The 16,930-nt window shown below is 39.7% G+C and carries 13 protein-coding genes and 2 pseudogenes; 13 read left to right on the top strand and 2 right to left on the bottom strand.

Annotated elements, in window-relative coordinates; translation table 11 throughout:
• Window positions 1-221: 221 nt before the first annotated feature.
• Both V7L31_RS25665 and V7L31_RS25660 read left to right on the top strand, forming a co-directional pair.
• The gene (locus tag V7L31_RS25665; RefSeq protein WP_334698881.1) at window positions 222-1,694 is read left to right on the top strand and encodes a TldD/PmbA family protein; all 1,473 of its coding nucleotides are present in this window, start codon (window positions 222-224) and stop codon (window positions 1,692-1,694) included.
• Window positions 1,695-1,924: 230 nt separating this feature from the next.
• Window positions 1,925-3,265: a TldD/PmbA family protein gene (locus V7L31_RS25660; RefSeq protein ID WP_334698880.1), complete on the top strand. Its 1,341-nt coding sequence runs from the start codon at window positions 1,925-1,927 to the stop codon at window positions 3,263-3,265.
• A 70-nt stretch (window positions 3,266-3,335) separates the two neighbouring features.
• Here V7L31_RS25660 and V7L31_RS25655 read toward each other — a convergent pair whose 3' ends face one another.
• The gene (locus V7L31_RS25655) at window positions 3,336-3,776 is read right to left on the bottom strand and encodes a pentapeptide repeat-containing protein (protein ID WP_334698879.1); all 441 of its coding nucleotides are present in this window, start codon (window positions 3,774-3,776) and stop codon (window positions 3,336-3,338) included.
• 235 nt (window positions 3,777-4,011) lie between these two features.
• Between V7L31_RS25655 and V7L31_RS25650 the strand changes: the two are divergent.
• Window positions 4,012-4,245, top strand: a pseudogene (locus V7L31_RS25650) (IS4 family transposase); the annotation flags it as partial.
• 456 nt (window positions 4,246-4,701) lie between these two features.
• Window positions 4,702-5,018: pseudogene (gene cas5d, locus V7L31_RS25645) on the top strand (type I-D CRISPR-associated protein Cas5/Csc1); the annotation flags it as partial.
• A 137-nt stretch (window positions 5,019-5,155) separates the two neighbouring features.
• On the opposite strand, the gene V7L31_RS25640 reads toward cas5d (V7L31_RS25645), so the two are convergent.
• Window positions 5,156-6,019, bottom strand: coding sequence for a transcriptional regulator (locus V7L31_RS25640; RefSeq protein ID WP_334698878.1), 864 nt, complete (start codon window positions 6,017-6,019; stop codon window positions 5,156-5,158).
• Window positions 6,020-6,201: 182 nt separating this feature from the next.
• Here V7L31_RS25640 and V7L31_RS25635 point away from each other — a divergent pair, with 182 nt between their 5' ends.
• The 9 genes from V7L31_RS25635 to cas2 all read left to right on the top strand — a co-directional run bounded on the left by V7L31_RS25635 (window position 6,202) and on the right by cas2 (window position 16,730).
• Window positions 6,202-8,895 (top strand): CRISPR-associated protein Csc3, encoded by a 2,694-nt coding sequence (locus V7L31_RS25635; RefSeq protein ID WP_334698877.1) that lies wholly within the window; start codon window positions 6,202-6,204, stop codon window positions 8,893-8,895.
• A gap of 20 nt (window positions 8,896-8,915) precedes the next feature.
• On the top strand, window positions 8,916-9,944 hold the full coding sequence (gene cas7d / locus V7L31_RS25630; protein ID WP_334698876.1) for a type I-D CRISPR-associated protein Cas7/Csc2: 1,029 nt from the start codon (window positions 8,916-8,918) through the stop codon (window positions 9,942-9,944).
• A 3-nt stretch (window positions 9,945-9,947) separates the two neighbouring features.
• Complete coding sequence (gene cas5d / locus V7L31_RS25625; protein ID WP_334698875.1) at window positions 9,948-10,706, top strand: type I-D CRISPR-associated protein Cas5/Csc1; 759 nt, start codon at window positions 9,948-9,950, stop codon at window positions 10,704-10,706.
• Window positions 10,699-12,981, top strand: coding sequence for a type I-D CRISPR-associated helicase Cas3' (cas3, locus tag V7L31_RS25620; RefSeq protein ID WP_334698874.1), 2,283 nt, complete (start codon window positions 10,699-10,701; stop codon window positions 12,979-12,981). The genes cas5d (V7L31_RS25625) and cas3 overlap by 8 nt, the downstream gene beginning before the upstream one ends.
• 76 nt (window positions 12,982-13,057) lie before the next feature.
• Window positions 13,058-13,678 carry a 2OG-Fe(II) oxygenase gene (locus tag V7L31_RS25615; RefSeq protein WP_334698873.1) on the top strand — a complete coding sequence of 207 codons (621 nt, stop codon included), beginning with the start codon at window positions 13,058-13,060 and terminating at the stop codon, window positions 13,676-13,678.
• On the top strand, window positions 13,668-14,504 hold the full coding sequence (gene cas6, locus V7L31_RS25610; RefSeq protein ID WP_334698872.1) for a CRISPR-associated endoribonuclease Cas6: 837 nt from the start codon (window positions 13,668-13,670) through the stop codon (window positions 14,502-14,504). Before V7L31_RS25615 ends, cas6 begins: the two co-directional genes overlap by 11 nt.
• 31 nt (window positions 14,505-14,535) lie before the next feature.
• Complete coding sequence (gene cas4, locus V7L31_RS25605; protein WP_334698871.1) at window positions 14,536-15,129, top strand: CRISPR-associated protein Cas4; 594 nt, start codon at window positions 14,536-14,538, stop codon at window positions 15,127-15,129.
• A gap of 231 nt (window positions 15,130-15,360) precedes the next feature.
• Entirely contained in the window at window positions 15,361-16,365 is a 1,005-nt protein-coding gene (cas1d, locus tag V7L31_RS25600) for a type I-D CRISPR-associated endonuclease Cas1d (RefSeq protein WP_334698870.1), read from the top strand.
• A 77-nt stretch (window positions 16,366-16,442) separates the two neighbouring features.
• Entirely contained in the window at window positions 16,443-16,730 is a 288-nt protein-coding gene (gene cas2, locus V7L31_RS25595; protein ID WP_334698869.1) for a CRISPR-associated endonuclease Cas2, read from the top strand.
• Window positions 16,731-16,930: the final 200 nt, after the last annotated feature.

Below are 16,930 nucleotides of genomic sequence, written 5' to 3'. Positions count from 1 at the left end.
CCTCAAGGGTATGAATTTTCAAAATAAAGCCCGCAAAGGCGGGTTTTGTTATATAGTATTCCCAAACTTTTACTCTATGGGCTAATTTGCCAAGGCGTTGCTGAAGAGGAGTAAAATCCACACACCTTTCAACCAACAGTGACTTTAACTCATTTGTTAGACTGAACACACCAGGATTTTTCAGTCAAATCTCTGAACTACGCCAGCAGACGAGGCTACCCATGCTTACAAGTACGCTACTTCTCTCGAATCAACTTCCCACCCTGCAATATTCTTCCACACCAGAGCGTTTTGACGAAACCTGGGAAGCCCCCCTGGCTACCCTTCTGGGATTAGGACGCGCCGCTGGTGCTGACTTCATCGAATTATTTTTAGAACGTCGCAACTATATTAGTTCTCTTGCAGAAGACGACGCCATCACTAGTATTTCACCCAGTCTATCTACAGGCGCGGGAGTCAGAGTATTTCGCGGTAAAGCTGACTGCTACGTTAGCACCAATGACCTTTCGTTTTCCGGTTTGAAAGCAGCCTTAGAAAAAGGTCTTTCTATCTTGGGATTACAACTACCCACAGCGAAGGCTTTCATCCCAGAAATCAATCTGGAATTATTGAGAGATTATGCTACCAAAAGAGGTAAAGATGCCTGGCTACCAGTGTGTAGTTCCATCCGAGAAATGGGAGAAATCCTCCTTGAGGGTACTGCCAACCTGAAGCAAAAAGCTAGTCACGTCCAATCGAGGCGTGCTACCTATTTCCGCGATTGGCAAGAAGTTTTAATCGCCGCCAGTGATGGTACTTTTGCTCGTGATATTCGCCTCACCCAGTCAGTAGGATTTAACCTACTGTGTGCTGATGGTGCTAATCGTACCTCAATTGGCGATCGCGCAGGTAATACTAGTGATGCCAACTTCTTGAGAACTTGGGATTCTCAACAAGCCGCCGAGAAAATAGCAGAATCGGCTGGAAAAATGCTCTATGCAGATTACGTAGAATCGGGTACTTACCCCATCATTATGGCCAACCACTTTGGCGGCGTAATCTTCCACGAGGCTTGCGGACACCTGCTAGAAACTACCCAAATCGAACGCAATACTTCTCCCTTTGCTGACAAAAAAGGCGAAAAAATTGCCCACGAAAGTTTGACAGCCTGGGATGAAGGGCGCTCTGAAAATGCCTTCGGGACAATTGATATGGATGACGAAGGTATGCCTGCTCAAAGAACCCTATTAATTGAAAAAGGCGTTCTCAAAAACTTCTTAGCAGATAGAACAGGTTCCTCACGTACCGGACACCCCAGAACAGGAAGTGGACGCCGCCAAAATTATACCTATGCCGCCGCTAGTCGGATGCGTAACACTTATATCGATTCTGGCGAATACACCATTGATGAATTATTCGCCTCTGTTGATAAAGGTATTTACTGCAAAAAGATGGGTGGCGGTAGCGTTGGTGCTACAGGTCAATTTAACTTTAGTGTTGATGAAGCTTACTTGATTGAAAATGGCAAAATCACCAAACCGCTAAAGGGAGCAATTCTCATCGGTGAAGCTAAGGAAATTATGAATAAAATTTCTATGTGTTCTCAAGATTTGGAAATTGCACCAGGCTTTTGTGGTTCCGTTAGTGGCAGTATTTACACCACTGTTGGACAACCTCATATCAAGGTTGATTCTATTACCGTCGGTGGAAGATAATAATTTTAGATTTTAGATTTTGGATTTTGAATATTGTAATTCAAAATCCAAAATGCTCAAATTTCCTGATTGTTCCGTAGGCTCAATCTAAAATCTAAAATCCAAAATTGCTTGAGTATTACTTCAGTCAGAACTCACGAGAGAAGTACAAGCAATAACATCTAAAATCTAATATTCAAAATAGAATCGCTGCCAATCCAAAATCTAAAATCCAAAATCCAAAATTGACTATGCCAAATATCAATGAGATTGCAAATTCTGCCAAGGACAATGCTGAGAAGCTTGGCATTAAGAAATTCGACATTTATGGCTCAACAGTAGATGATACTAGCGTACAAGTAGACCAAGGTGAGCCAAAACAAGTTAAAGCCTCAAATCGTTCTGGTGTTACTGTTCGTGTCTGGAATGAAGATAATACAATGGGTGTCACCAGCACTACAGACGTAGACCCCAAGGGATTAGAATTAGCGTTGAAAACTGCCTACGAAGCTAGTTTCTTTGGTGTTAAAGAGAATGTTCCTGATTTTAGTCCAGAGGCTACTGTTCCTATCCCAAATCAACATCAGGATAAAGCACCCCAAGCACCTGTTGCTGAACTCATAGAAAAATTGTTGGTAGCTGAAAAAGAATTACTAGCAGCGCATCCAGCAATTAAAGGTGTACCCTATAACGGTTTATCACAAAGAGATGTTGACAGATTCTATCTCAATAGCGATGGTGCTGTGAGAACTGAATCTCACTCTTTGGCATCAGTTTATCTTTACAGCAAAACTGAGGAAGAAGGAAAAAAACCTCGCAGTGCAGGTGCTTTTAGAATCAACCAAAGTTTAGACAATCTCGATATTAATGGTTGCATCAAAGAAACCGCCGATAAAACTATCAGCCACTTGAATTATGAAAAAATTCCGACTGGTAAATATCGAGTTGTTTTCTCTGCGGAAGCTTTCTTAAGTCTATTGGGTGGTTTTTCTAACTTGTTCAATGCCCAAAGTATTTTGGACAATCAAAGCCTATCAACTCCTGATGATTTAGGAAAGGAAATTGCTTCTCCTCTACTTTCAGTTTACGATGATGCCCTTCACCCAGCTAATGTAGGTGCAGAAAGTTTTGATGGTGAAGGAACTCCTACTCGTCAGATTTCGCTGATTGAAAATGGTGTTTTAACAGGATTTCTCCATAGTGCCGGCACTGCTAAAAGGTTAAATGCCCAGCCAACGGGTAATGCCAGTATTGGCGCAAAAGTCAGCGTCAGTCCCAACTTTTATCACGTTTTTTCAACAACAACTCCTGAGCAAGAGTTGAGCTTAGAAACGGCTGAAAATGTGATTCTTATAGATGATTTACAAGCTCTCCATGCCGGAGTTAAAGCCTTGCAGGGTTCCTTTTCTTTGCCGTTTGATGGTTGGCTAGTTAACAAGGGTGTTAAGACGAGTATTGAGTCAGCAACAGTTGCCGGCGATTTCTTAGAACTCTTGAAGTCAATTATTTATGTAGAGAAAGAGCCAGAGTTAACGCCAGGGGGAGTTTGCCCAAAAATCTGGGTTAATGAACTATCAATTACTGGTGAGTAAAAGTTAGAAAGTAGAGAGTTAAGAGTCGAATATAACTCTTAACTCATCACTTTGAAATCATTATTCACCATCAGTATTCACCACCAATGCTAATGGCAGTATTAAATACATCAGCACCGCTTAAATCAATATTAGCCATAATAGCGCCATCTACATCACTATTATATAAACGGGAATTACTCAAATTAACGTTGGTGAGATTGGCATTATTTAAGATACTATCGCTGATGAATGCTTTTGTGAGATTAGCAGACTTCAAATTTGCACCGGTTAAATCAGCACCTTCTAAGTTAACGCCTTCGAGATTAGCTCCTTTTAAATTTGCATTTCTGAGGTCAACACCTATTAAGTGAGCGCCTTTGAGGTTTGCTCCTGTTAAATTACATCCAGAACATTCTCTAGTTTCCAGCAAGCGCCGAACAGCGGCGGAGTTTTCAGCTTTGACGGAAAGGGGAGCAGCTAAAGATAGTGTGCTGAGTAAGGCTGCTGCCAGCAAAAAAATTTGTTTCATATTTACCTCCGACAATTCTAGAAGTCATTAAATTTTTGAACTTCTAGGATACTAGTGTGCCAAGATTACAGAATTCTGTACTCATGCGATCGGAGGAATATATAATATCTATGAGCTTAGATATTCTTCCTTGCGGGGGGACAAAATGGTTTAGAATGCTTATATTGCAAAGAGTGCAGCAATTTGTGCTAAAAGAAAAAGAGCATTTATTCGCAATAATCTCTATTTAATGATAATATTACCAGAATTTTACGAGACAAACCTCAAGCGAGAATTGGGACGTGCAGAATATTTATTACTAAAAATCCTGATAAATTTATTACAATCTATTAAAACTGTTAGCATTGAAGCACTGGCTACTGCTTTACCTATCCCCATATTTTTTGAAAGTAGAAGAAAGAAAGTTCAAAGATTTTTGTCTTTAAATTACATAAATATTGAAGAAATTTGGTTCCCAACTATTAAAAGCTAGTTAGCGGCAAACTATTGGGTCTTTGTGACAATGCTTGCTTACTCACTCTTGCTGCTTTCACCCACATTAATTCCTCTATTTATAGCGATCGCAATACATCTATGAAATGCTGTATTTGTCGATACACTATACTCCAATACGGTTCAGTTAAGGCTGAAAGTCCTGTAAATTAAGCATTGTCCCAAGAATGAAAATGAGTGTGTGGTGTATCTCAAAGATTTCTTAGTCATTCTTTTTGCATAAAATTTCCGACAAACCAAGCATTCAAAAGGAATTATCAAAATATGTCTGAAAATTACAGCATAAATCTCAAACCTGTTTATTCTCAAACCGTCCCTACACCTGACGGGGTGAAATTATCTAAAGGTTGGTCACTTTCAAATCAGGTAAGAAAGACTCTAAGAAAGATACCAGGAATAATAAGAAAGCTGCTGCTGTAGCGGAGTAAGCAAGATGGTTTCAATTTATCGCTGTCAAATAGAACTACATGACAGCCTTTATTTCGCAACTCGTGAAATCGGACGCTTGTATGAAACAGAGCCAATAATTCACAATTACGCTCTTTGTTCTGCACTGGGTTTAGTTGATAGCCAAATCTACTCTACTACCGTTGCTGAAGAACATTCTTATCGCTATTTTTGCCCAGAACAAGTGCCAAAATATGAGGAGCATTAACGCCACTCAATCAACAGGAAATTTACGTAACCCCGGCGCGATCACTCAATCATTTTTCCATCCTCAACACCTGGAAGTATGCTAACAACAGTTTTGGGAATTAATTAATTCCCAAAACCCTGTAAAACTTAGGCGTAATGGTGGAACTTCGACAATGCTTGCAGCTTGAAAAATAGACCTCTTGCATGAATGAAATTATGCCCTCAGACTGGAAGTCTAGGGCTACTAAAATTTAACACCTAGTTTCGATATCGTATAAATTGCATAGGGTGAGGAGTTTTTGTTTGAGACGATCGCGTAGACCCTCAGGTGATACAATCACGCAATCTTCCCAATACCGTGATACTTCTCGAATCAGCCAGAAAGGATTAGCTACTCGCCGCACCACCTGACGCACATCATTAATCATGTCATCCCCAATATCATCTTCTTTAGGTTGATAGGCTTTAGATAACCAACCTCGAAAGTGTAATTGCACTTTTACATAATCAAGTTCACCCCGCCAATCTCCACTTGTCGGGACAACAGACTTGATTCGCTCAAAGCTCAAGCAACGATTGTGCCAAAGTTCAGGTAATTCTGGGATATCGTTTTCTACGTCTGCTGTCTCTTCACACCAAATCATGAGATAAAAGCGTTTCTCAAAAAACCTCACCTCAGCGTGACGAACTTTGTAATCTAACTCGTGACCTTGAGAGTTGGAATAGAGAATGTAGAAAGGCTGTTTTGCTTTACTTAATTCTTCTATGGTATTTCGCCATTCTTGGATAGGTTGACTAAGTTGTTTCATCAGCAATTGACGAAGAGGCGCTTCGAGATTGCCGCGTTCTAGCAAAAGTGCAAGTACAGTTTGAGCTTCTCCTATGTGACCTGCATCGTTTAAAGCTTTAATCGCTTGCTGTAAGGCATTAATTTGGTTAGAGTCAAGCGTAAAGGGCTTTCCGACCTCTACAGATTGTTGTGCGATCGCCACTATTAAGCCCGAAATACTGGGTTCTTTGCCCCAAGTGATATTGAGTTGGCGAGCGATCGCTTCTAGTTGATCCTTAGTTCCTGGCGGAATTGACAGTGTAATCGTTTCTTTTTTTCTTGGCATTTACAAAATGTACTTGCACTTTTAAATTAGTTGTGTCATATTCATAGATGTAATTATAAATAGTCTAGTTGCAAAAAAGTGCAGTGACATAACTTGAGTTTGTCAGGTTATCTCAGTATAAGTACTCATCTCAAAAGTTGACTTTGCAACCTAGACTCGATTTTGGATTGGAGTATCTTTATATGTCCAAGCGCAATAGGCTTTTGAATAATCCTCCTAAGACTTTGGAGGAGATTTATTTCAGTGAAATTCGCCCCCAGCTTTACGAAAATCATGCACATCATCATCAATACGGCGTAAGAAAAGGTACGACCCTTGCAGAACACCTCGATTCTGCGTGTCAGTTCATTTTGACAGTCAGCCGAATCGCAGAAGTTCCAGAAGATAAAAGACCTTTGCTACTAGCTGCAACTGCTGTTCATGACCTGAATAAATTAGATACTCAAGGACGTAATGTTAAAACCCTGGCTAGAAATCAGGAATTTTTACGAGAACAACTTGAAAAGGCTTGTGTGCTTAGATTTGTTGTCTCAGAAGATGATTTGGAGTTAGTCAGAAAGCTAATTGAACGTCATTCAGGTCATAACGTCAGCGATGGTGCAAGATTTTTACCAGAAGACCCAAATATTGAACGTTGGGCGGCGATGCTTACAGCTGCGGACTTATTTGATTTAGGAATTCCAGATGCACAACGTTTTCGCAAACTGGAAAAAGAATTAACCGTTGCTTTTGGGCGAAGCTGTAACCTTTTTAGAATCAGTATCTCTGAAGACAAAGGCTATATTACAGCCCTATTGCTGGGTGCTTGCGAAGAGGTTTTACAAAAGTATGGGTTAAATCCTTTAGCAATTTTCCCTGATGGCGAACTTTTTGAAGGGGAAGCTTTAGCAAATGTAGATTTTACAAAAGAAATAGCTGCTGTTTGGCAAAGTAAAATTGACCAAGTTTTTGGTAATAATATCGAAAGACTTGTCAGACCTACGAAGGATGGTATTAAAGTTACTTATCAAGCCATCCAACAAAATATTGAGGAAGTTTTGGTAAATGTTGAGGCTCTTTTAGAAAAGAAGAAAGCTGGTTATAAATCAGACAAGATTGCTAAAGATGTAACGAAATGGGGTGATGCGGCTGGTGAAGATGCACTAATAAAAGCGGCTGAACTTCAGTTATTACCTGTAAGCAGTGCAGAAGAATTTGCTATATCTGAAGGTTTAAAAGCAGCTTACCTCAGTTATAGAGAAGCCGGATTAAGCCCTAAAGAAGTTTGGGATAAAATCGCTCATCATACAGGTATATCTGAACAGCAACGTATTGCAATTGAGCCATTTAATGGTCAATATGGGCGACCTTTATTTGCTGCTAAGGCTGCTGTTAAAGGAATTGAGGGTATTAAAGAAGCTCTACAAGAATCTTTCCAACTAAGAAAGCAAAGTGCACAAATATCTGAAGAAACAGAAGTATCTGAAGAAATAATTGCAGCCGTTAGCCGAATGGTAAATTTACCTTTTGCTATTCGGCTAAATGGAGTCGATGATTTAAATGCTTATGTAGAAGCAAATCCTAGACAAAGATGCTCTCTAGGTTCTACTTCTACTGATATAGATGAGCTAATTTCAGATAATATGCCTCCTGGTACAAAAGTACAAGCTTTTTCTAACCGCTTACCGGGTGGTATTAGTGCTGAACCGAAAAGACAAGCAGATTCAATTGCAGCTTTAGCCTATCAATTAATGGCAGTCGGCGCGAACTTTCCTGCTGTTAAAAAACAAGATCCGCTTTATTTGCACTTAGCATTACCGAAAGGTTCTGCTCCAGAACTGTTGAGAATTTGGCGTGGACTTTTAAAACAACTTGCAGCGACAAATGCTGAAGGCGGTACTGTCACTATTGATGAATTTAAATTGTATAGAGATAACCAGCTTGAATTTAAAGCTAACAAAGTAGTCGGTTTAGCATTACCAAAGCGTCCTGATTTTGTTCATACATCTGTCATTATTCCTTTACTTTGGGGAGATGTTAATAATTCTTTAGCTTTACTAAAATCACTGAGACTTGCTTTAGAAATTTCCTTGTCTTTAGATATTGGCTTTCCTTTTACTTTGAGTAGCAATCTAGAGGTGGAATTATCTAATGATGTTTACGGACGAATAGAGGGAATTCCTTCTGCACTGCAAACTTTATTAGGAAATGGACAATATCAACAGCGCCAAGATGCAGAAAAAATTCTTGAGCGACTACGTTGCATTGGCAAATTAGCAACATCTGTTGCAAGTATTCAGAAAGCTGATGATTGTTTGTATGATTTGGCTCGTGCTTGTGTCAGACCAATTGAACTTTATTATGTCTTGCTACGTTGGACTCTGCGAGAACAAGATGAACCAAACTTGAGTGTTATTTGGAGTCGGATTTGTGAGCCGTTAAATACTTTACTGGAGAGCTTTATGCCGGATGAAAACTTACTCTTAACTAAATATCTTAGAGAAGCTGCTCAAGTTGCAGCAGAGGGAAAAATTTGGGGAAGTTCTTTTAAACGAACTGCTCAAGCAGAACCGTTTACAGCCTTTATTGCTGCTATTCGTTCTCAAAAATCTTATTTGGGATTAGATGTAATTTTTGCGGCCTTAGTACAGCAATATCATACTCGCTTAGACCGTATTCGTGAGCATGGCGTAGGTGCAACAAAGTATGAACAGGTCAAGCGTTATTACGAGCTATTACGAAAACTATATGAGGAGGTTTATTCAGCACGTCCTGAAAAGTTATTGTCTGACCAAAAAACTTTAGAAGCTGCTTATTTATTCTTCCTTGAAGAAGCACGTAAACAACTTAAAAGTCAATCTCAAGATGATTCTGTCGAAACAACTACAACTGTTTAAATAATTAGGAGTTTTTCATCATGTCAATTTCAAAACTTTCTTCAGTTCTAGCAACAAGTTATGAGAATTTTCCAAAAGGACGTTTTATTACTTTAGTTGTTTTAAGAACAACCCATTCTGAAACTATCTTTCGCACAGAAGGTTCAGGTGAACCAATGTGTAGCGAATTTGTTCAAGCTGGTTTAGAGGGTGAAAATCAAAAAACTATAATTCAACGCTTGGTAATGACTAAGCGTAAACAAGTAGCACCAGAAAGACGCTACGGACGAGAACATTTAAGAGCGCATGAGCTTTTATATACTAACCCTAAAGATGGCTCTCTTTGTTCTTTAAATACTAATGCACCTTGTGAAATGTGTGTAGATTGTTTCCTCTACGGCTTCGCGGCTGGTGGGGGTGGCGCTCAAAAAAGTCGCATTTGGACTGAAGACGCTTTTAGTATTTTACCTGCTAGTGATGTTGTAGGCGATCGCACCATAAATGCCATCTACGAAACTGGTACAATGCGCGATGAAAAAGGTAACGCCTCAACTGCTTTAAATACCAGCGAATACATCAAACCAGGTGTGCATTTTTTAGATGTCGTCACCCTAAAAGATGTAACTGCGGATGAACTGCGCTATATCATCGGTAATATTCTTTTTACAAGTCGTTATGGTGCGGTTTCCAGTCGTGTTGGACGCATGGAAAACGAGATATTAGGTGTATTTGGTAGTATTACCGAACTTCCTAGTTCTCTGGAACTTGTACAAGCTACTTATGATGTCTTAGGTAAACCTTTAGAACATCCCTTGAATATTAATCAATTAATTACAGCAAGCAAACAAGTAATTGCCAATTGGAAAAATAAGAGAGGAGTTTCTGTGCAGCTATCTGAAGAAGAGTTAGCCAACTTAGTGACTGATGTAGAAACTAATTGGTCAGAAGCTGAACGTGATAATTTTCTCAAGCGTTTAACGCAATCCTATGAATCCTTCCGTCAGGTTGCACCTGAAAAGAAAAAGGCTAAGGCGAAAGGCAAGAATACACCAGTTGAAGTAGAGATTTAGGTTATGTCAACAATTCCTTTTCAGCAGGCAAAACTTGTTGAATTATACTGTCTTGAACCAGTCTTTTTTGCCTCTAGGGAGTTGTCTGATACCTATTACACTGAGGGGGTAATTGGGAATTATGCTCTTACCTATGCTTTAGGTAGAGTAAATTCCCCCTATCGCCTCCAAGGTCAGGCTACCGGACGACCAACCTACAAAGAAGATTTACAACCAATCGCACAAGATTTTTATATATTACCAGCTTCACCAGTAGGTAGAGTTACATTCAGATTTGAACGTTTCAATGCTCTTTCTGATTCTTACTGGTATGCAATGACTAATAACCGTGTTGCTACGGCGCGGGAAGATTTACCATTACAACGCCAAGGTAAAAAACCTAGTTCATTTAGACCAAGTAATTTTCCGCAAACTGGAAGACTGCGGATGATTGAACGCAGAAACAAATTTCAAACTTTGGTATTTGGAAATTACCAATTACCAAATTATATTCGCCTTGGTAAATTCATGAGTAAAGTCAAGGTGAATGTGCTTAATGAATTTCCTGTAACTTTACTACCAGAAGGTGAATATCAAAGTCAACATTATCTAAATGCTGCTGATTTACCACAGCAAATAGAGGCTTTAGCGTTTGATTTAATTTCTATTCCTCCTGCACCCATCATTAAAAATCTGCGTTTTCGGGGTGCTGCTTGGCAAGTTGGAGAAATGGTTGTACCAGCAGGTTTGCATTTTTGCGGTAGAGAAAGTAACAATGAGTAATCAAAGATTAGTTATCAGATTAGAACCGCGCAGTATTTCAGCTTGTGCATCTTTGCCAGATGAACTATCTTTTATGGGGAATGCACTTCAGCATCAAGTAGATGTATTTGAACAATCTAAGGATGCAGATATTATCCTTGATTTAGCACCAACTGGTACAGGTAAAACCAACGCAGGACTAACAGTATTAAAACATCAGCCAAATAAAAGTGCTGTTTACATTGCTCCAACTAATGCTTTAATTGAACAGCAAACAGAAGCAGCAAAAAAGTTTGTTAGTGATGCTAATTTACCTCATGTCGTCAAATCAGCTTCTGCTAAAGATATTAAAAGCTGGTCTAACGATAAAGTCGGCAGTCGTTCAGGAGAAAAGCTGTATAACGTATTACGGAATCCAGCTACAGTCTTTCCTGATGTTGGAGCTAATACACCCATCATTTTAGTCACAAATCCTGACATCTTTTACTATGCAACTTTCTTTGCATATAACAACCTAGATAGAGGTAATATCGCCAGTAGTTTTTACACCAAATTTTCGACAGTCATTTTTGATGAATTTCACCTCTACGATGCTAAACAGCTAGTAGGAATGCTGTTTTATCTCGCTTATTCTCACGTTTTTCGCTTTTTTGAGAACGGACGCAAAGTAGTATTGCTGACAGCGACACCAGAACCAGCTTGTGAATTAGCATTACAGAATTTAAAACAGGCTGGTGTGAAGATAGCAACAATTGATGGAGAAGCAGGTAATACTAATCTTTTACCGTCACAAACAGCAGTTAATCTGGAATTAAGACCAAAACCAGATAGTAAGGAAGAGTGGTTAGCAGAGTTAGCAGCAGAAGTTGTCCAACGTTTTCGAGAAAGACCTAATGAAAATGGTGCTGTAATTCTTGACTCTCTTGATAATATTAATCGTCTCTCAGATTTGCTGCGACAGCAAGGACTTGGTGATGACATCGGACGCATAACTGGCCCTGCACCCAAAAAAGATAGAGAAAGGGCTATGCAGAGTCAAATCATTTTGGCTACTAGCACCGTAGATGTAGGATTTAACTTTGAAAGACATCCTCAACCGAAACGGCAAAATTTAGATTGGTTGATTTTTTCAGCACGCGATCGCGCCGCATTTTGGCAGAGAATTGGTAGAGTAGGGCGTGTTTTGGGTAAATCTGAAACCAATATTGATTCAGAAGCTATTGTATACTTACCTGCTAACGCCTGGGAAGAAGGTTTAACCTCTCTAGATACTACTGGGGGACGTACAGCGTTAAAAGACTTACTTGAAACACTTCCCTGCTTAGATAAGCCTTTTTTAAAAGCTTATTGGCGTTCAGAAGCATTTCTAGAAATTGCCCGTCCCTTGTTGGAATTGGAAGAAATGCTTGAAGGTTTAGCTGAAGAAAAATTGATTTTGGAGTTATTCAATACTCTAAAATCGATTTTTGAAGGAAACAGAACTTGGGATGATTATCGCTATAGAATGAAACTTTTACGAGGCGCTGAAACTATTGCGAAAAAAACTCCCAAAGAAATCAAAAAGGATTGGAAGTATATCAAAGGTGGCCAGGCTTTTGTCAGAAGTTTTATCAAAGCTAAATTTCCTGAAGATTGGGATGATTTACAGGCTGGACGTACAACTTTAGACGAATACATAGATTTATTTCAAAAAGATGAAGATGCACTAGCTGAGTTAAAAGAATTTGCTGAAGTTTTTAGTACAAGCTATGCACCTTTATTTAGTTTTCGTTCTAGTCTATTTGAAAGTCTTTCCATTCGTGACCCTCATGGTTTTATTCTAGATGAATCGGAGGAAACAAGACTAGATCCTTTTCACCTATTACGCTATTACGAATTTGTCCAAAATGGTGATTATATTGAAGTCACTAGTCGCGCTACTGAAACTTATCAATTGAGTTTTGAATTACGCTACACTGATAACTGGCAAGAACTTATCAGTACAGAGTTGAACAAACTAACAGCTTTTAAAAATTGTCAAATTATCCGCAGTGCAGGAGGAGCAATACGACCCACACCCCTAATACGAGCTTTGAGTAGGCATCTTTTACCAGGAGTAATTATTTGCCCAAGAACAAATGCTGCTGTAATTTTTCAATTAAACAAGCAAGGAATTATTTCTTATCCAATAAACATTGTTTGCAATGATATGGAGAAAGAATATAGATTCTTTTCAGGCTTGTCAGGAATTTTAACAATGGCAATGAAGTTTAAACAATTACGTCTTCCAGATGATGAAGTTTTTATTGCGGGATAAATAATTAAATTCTCGCACCAATGGTGCGAGAATTTGTAGAACATCGATTTATAAGCATATTTCTCTCACATCCCCAGTGAAACACTATCAACAACAAACCAACGCCTTCCCCAGCGATTACCTAAACAACTTGTGGGGAGAAATCCAAGCTTGTCCTTACTTTGCTATCAACAACCTCAACCGCGATTTTGTCGCCACTAAAGGATTTTCTGTAGTATTTCAGCGTTCTGGATTAGCAAAAGTGGAACAGCAGTTTCCCTACTTCAAACCTTACCTTGATTTGGCTCTCCAGCCGAATTGTAATGCTTTTTACCTCAATCCTTTACAACTCAAAGAAGGCTCCCGCGTCGATCCGCATATTGATCGCTCTTTACGTTCCTATAGCAAAACTGTTGAACCGCCTGCGGTTGTCAGTGTGCTTTATGTGCGCGTACCTGCGGATATGGAAGGGGGAGAACTGGTTTTGCGATCGCACAAACGCCAACTTGGGCAAGTTAAGCCCCAATTCAATACTTTAGTTTATTTTCAAGGTGATTTAACCCATTCGGTTAACGCTGTCAAAACCCTAGGAAATCGCCTAAGTTTAGTTTGTGAACAGTATAGTTTGAGTGAAGTTGAACTCCAGGAAATTCCTGAGTTTACTGTAGAGTCAAGAAGCACTCAGTCTACAACCAAAAAGAGAAAGTATGCCTCATAGTTTAGTGTTGAATTTGCTACCTCAATCGCCCATTCCGCCACAGTATCTTACAGGTAGACATCTCCACGCCCTATTTTTAACCCTTGTTAGTTCTGTAGATCAAAGTTTGGGCGATCGCTTGCACGATTCTACCGCAGATAAAGCTTTCACCCTCTCTCCCTTACAAATTAATTCCCCCCTTTTGAAGGGTGGTAAAGGGGGATCTAAATTGCAATACTCACATCAACAACCCATTCCCGCCGGTACTCCTTGTTGGTGGCGCATCTCCTTATTAGATGACACACTCTTTAGCAAACTTACCCAACTGTGGCTAAATCTTAATCCCAATCGCCCTTGGCATCTTGGCCCAGCTGATTTGTATATTACCAGCATTCAAGGCACACCCCAATCTATTCAACCTTGGGCAAATGCCAGTACTTATGCTCAATTATACGAAGAAGCTAGCGAGCGCAATTCTTCCATTAACCTTAGCTTCTCCACGCCTACCGCCTTCCGCCAAGGACAGTATGATAGTACCCTTCCTACCAGAGAATCTGTGTTTAATTCCCTACTTTCGCGGTGGAATAAATACAGTGGTATAGAATTTCCTCAGATTGCGATCGAATCAATATTTCCCTCATTTGTCAACATTCACACAGAAATATTAGCTGATTCTCGCAGCAAATTTATTGGCATTATTGGCGAAGTTAACTACAAGATTTTGGGACAAATTGAACCAATACAAATTAAACAACTTAATGCTTTAGCTGATTTTGCTTTGTATGCAGGAATCGGTCGTAAAACAACTATGGGAATGGGAATGACACGACGGCTATATTCTCCATAATTCTAATAATCATTTAAAAACCACCTCAATTATGAATCAAACCGAATATATTTCCATTGCGGCATTGAATCAATATGCCTATTGTCCGCATCGGTGTTGGCGGATGTTTTGTGCCGGGGAGTTTACCGATAATCAATACACAATTGAAGGCACAACTTTACACGATCGCGTCCACACCACAAGCGATATACAGCGAGGAGAAACTTGGCAGATTCGGGCAATTTGGCTGAAGTCTGAGCTATATAAACTCATCGGCAAATCTGATTTAATTGAAGAACAATCAGGTCAACTTTATCCAGTGGAATACAAACGGGGACGCAAAGGCGAATGGGATAACGATGAGTTGCAAGTTTGCGCCCAAGCCTTATGTTTAGAAGAGATGACAGGACAATCTGTTACTACTGGATATATTTATTATGCCCACTCCCATCAACGGCAATTAGTAGAGATTAATGCAGAATTACGGCAAAGTGCGATCGCTACTATTAAATCTGTTACAAATCTCCTAGAAACAGGAGCAATGCCAAAACCAGTTTATAGCAAACGCTGCCAAGGATGCAGTCTTTATTCGCAATGTTTGCCCAAAGCAACCGATAAAGTCAAAACTTATCAAGAAGTGAATTAAATCATCCAATTTATTACTAGCCTTGGCGACTAGAAGTTGCGGCTACACAGACAAAACTCACCTTTCCTACGGAACGCTACGCGAACGTGGGTTAGAAAACACCTTGATTATTAGTCCACGGAGGTGGACTTTGCTTGTGTAGCAGCGAATTCTATTCGCTAATACTTTTCAAACATCGTCTTAGCAAATTCTATTGACTTCAGCCCCAATTATTACTAGGAATCATCAAAAATGGGAACACTTTACGTAACACAAGCCGATGCTTTCATCGGTAAAGTTGACGAACGTCTCACCGTCAAAGCTGAACAAAAAACAATCTTAGATATCCCTTTAATTAAAATAGAAGGAATTGTAGTACTAGGAAGGGCTACTATTTCTCCCGCCGTCGTTAGTGAACTTTTAGAACGTCACATTTGTTTAACATTTCTCACACAAAACGGACGATATTTAGGACGTTTAGAACCAGAAGCTACTAAAAATATCTTTGTTCGTAAAGCCCAATGGCAAGCTGTGGGAGAATCAGAACCAGCAATACATTTAGTTAGGGGATTTGTGCGGGGTAAATTGAAAAATTACCGCCATACCTTACTTCGCACTCAACGAGAACATCCTGATACTGACCTGAATAATAACATCACTCGATTGGAAAACGCGATCGCACCAATTGAAAAAACTAGCAGTATTGATTCCCTCAGAGGCTTAGAAGGTGCTGGTAGCGCAGCCTATTTCGGTTCCTTTCAACAGCTAATCAAAACCTCAGAATTTCGATTTGAAGCCAGACGCCGCCGCCCACCAACCGATCCGGTTAATGCCCTACTGAGTTTTGGGTATTCATTGCTACGTCATGATGTGCAAAGTGCTTTAAATATTGTTGGCTTCGATCCCTATCTAGGATACTTACACGTCGAGCGTTATGGTAGACCTTCTCTAGCCTTAGACTTGATGGAAGAGTTTCGTCCTTTAATAGTGGATGCTGTAGTGTTGTCGCAGATTAACAAGCGATCGCTCACCCTAACTGATTTTACCACCGAACCGCTCAGTGGTGCTGTGTCTTTAACCAAAGAAGGATTGCATACATTTCTTCGCGCCTATCAACAAAAGAAACTATCGAGTTTCAAACATCCAGTTTTAGGAAACAAATGCACCTACCAAGAAGCTTTTGAAATTCAAGCTAGGTTACTGGCTAAATACCTCATGAACCAAATCGATAAATATCCCCCCTTAATTCTCAAATAAACCTCCTCAGTTCTCAAATCTGTATCTTTCAATTACGAATTACGAATTACGAATTAGTAATTATTTGTCCCATTCCCATGTATATTGTTGTCAGCTACGACATTCCAGAAGATAAGCGTCGGACTAAAATCCATTCGATTCTTAAGTCTTATGGACAATGGATGCAACTGAGTGTATTTGAGTGTGATATCACTTCCACTCAGTATGCTAAACTGCGATCGCGTTTAGCAAAATTGATTAAACCCGACACAGACAGCGTTCGCTTTTATTTTCTCTGTGGCTGTTGTCAGCGAAAAGTCGAACGCATTGGCGGAGAACAGCCACGAGACGAAACAATTTTCTTTGCTGAACCCCCTTCTAGCTAGGTTCCTGTATCTCAAATGCACCAAAGGGTAAGTGTAGAAATTTCACAGCCCCAAAAAAGTGCTTTTATCATAACTCCAGCTAGGATTTCACTCCATTAATTGCATAATCCTTATCCGTACAATCTCTGAAATGCTGATTAAGCTGTTCCACATTTAACTTGCATCATTAGGGCGGGCAAGATGCCCACCCCACAAGAGTT

Source organism: Nostoc sp., from assembly GCF_036916655.1.
GTDB lineage: Bacteria > Cyanobacteriota > Cyanobacteriia > Cyanobacteriales > Nostocaceae > Nostoc.
The sequence above is the reverse complement of the archived record's forward strand: the minus strand, read 5'-3'. Positions and strand labels throughout refer to the sequence as shown.

Bases quoted from the DNA above. Each gene is read 5' to 3' on its own strand.
- V7L31_RS25660 (WP_334698880.1), top strand. From the start codon at position 1,925: ATGCCAAATATCAATGAGATTGCAAATTCTGCCAAGGACAATGCTGAG.
- V7L31_RS25640 (WP_334698878.1), bottom strand. From the start codon at position 6,019: ATGCCAAGAAAAAAAGAAACGATTACACTGTCAATTCCGCCAGGAACT.
- V7L31_RS25665 (WP_334698881.1), top strand. From the start codon at position 222: ATGCTTACAAGTACGCTACTTCTCTCGAATCAACTTCCCACCCTGCAA.
- cas7d (WP_334698876.1), top strand. From the start codon at position 8,916: ATGTCAATTTCAAAACTTTCTTCAGTTCTAGCAACAAGTTATGAGAAT.
- cas4 (WP_334698871.1), top strand. From the start codon at position 14,536: ATGAATCAAACCGAATATATTTCCATTGCGGCATTGAATCAATATGCC.
- cas5d (WP_334698875.1), top strand. From the start codon at position 9,948: ATGTCAACAATTCCTTTTCAGCAGGCAAAACTTGTTGAATTATACTGT.
- cas1d (WP_334698870.1), top strand. From the start codon at position 15,361: ATGGGAACACTTTACGTAACACAAGCCGATGCTTTCATCGGTAAAGTT.
- cas3 (WP_334698874.1), top strand. From the start codon at position 10,699: ATGAGTAATCAAAGATTAGTTATCAGATTAGAACCGCGCAGTATTTCA.
- cas6 (WP_334698872.1), top strand. From the start codon at position 13,668: ATGCCTCATAGTTTAGTGTTGAATTTGCTACCTCAATCGCCCATTCCG.
- V7L31_RS25635 (WP_334698877.1), top strand. From the start codon at position 6,202: ATGTCCAAGCGCAATAGGCTTTTGAATAATCCTCCTAAGACTTTGGAG.
- cas2 (WP_334698869.1), top strand. From the start codon at position 16,443: ATGTATATTGTTGTCAGCTACGACATTCCAGAAGATAAGCGTCGGACT.
- V7L31_RS25655 (WP_334698879.1), bottom strand. From the start codon at position 3,776: ATGAAACAAATTTTTTTGCTGGCAGCAGCCTTACTCAGCACACTATCT.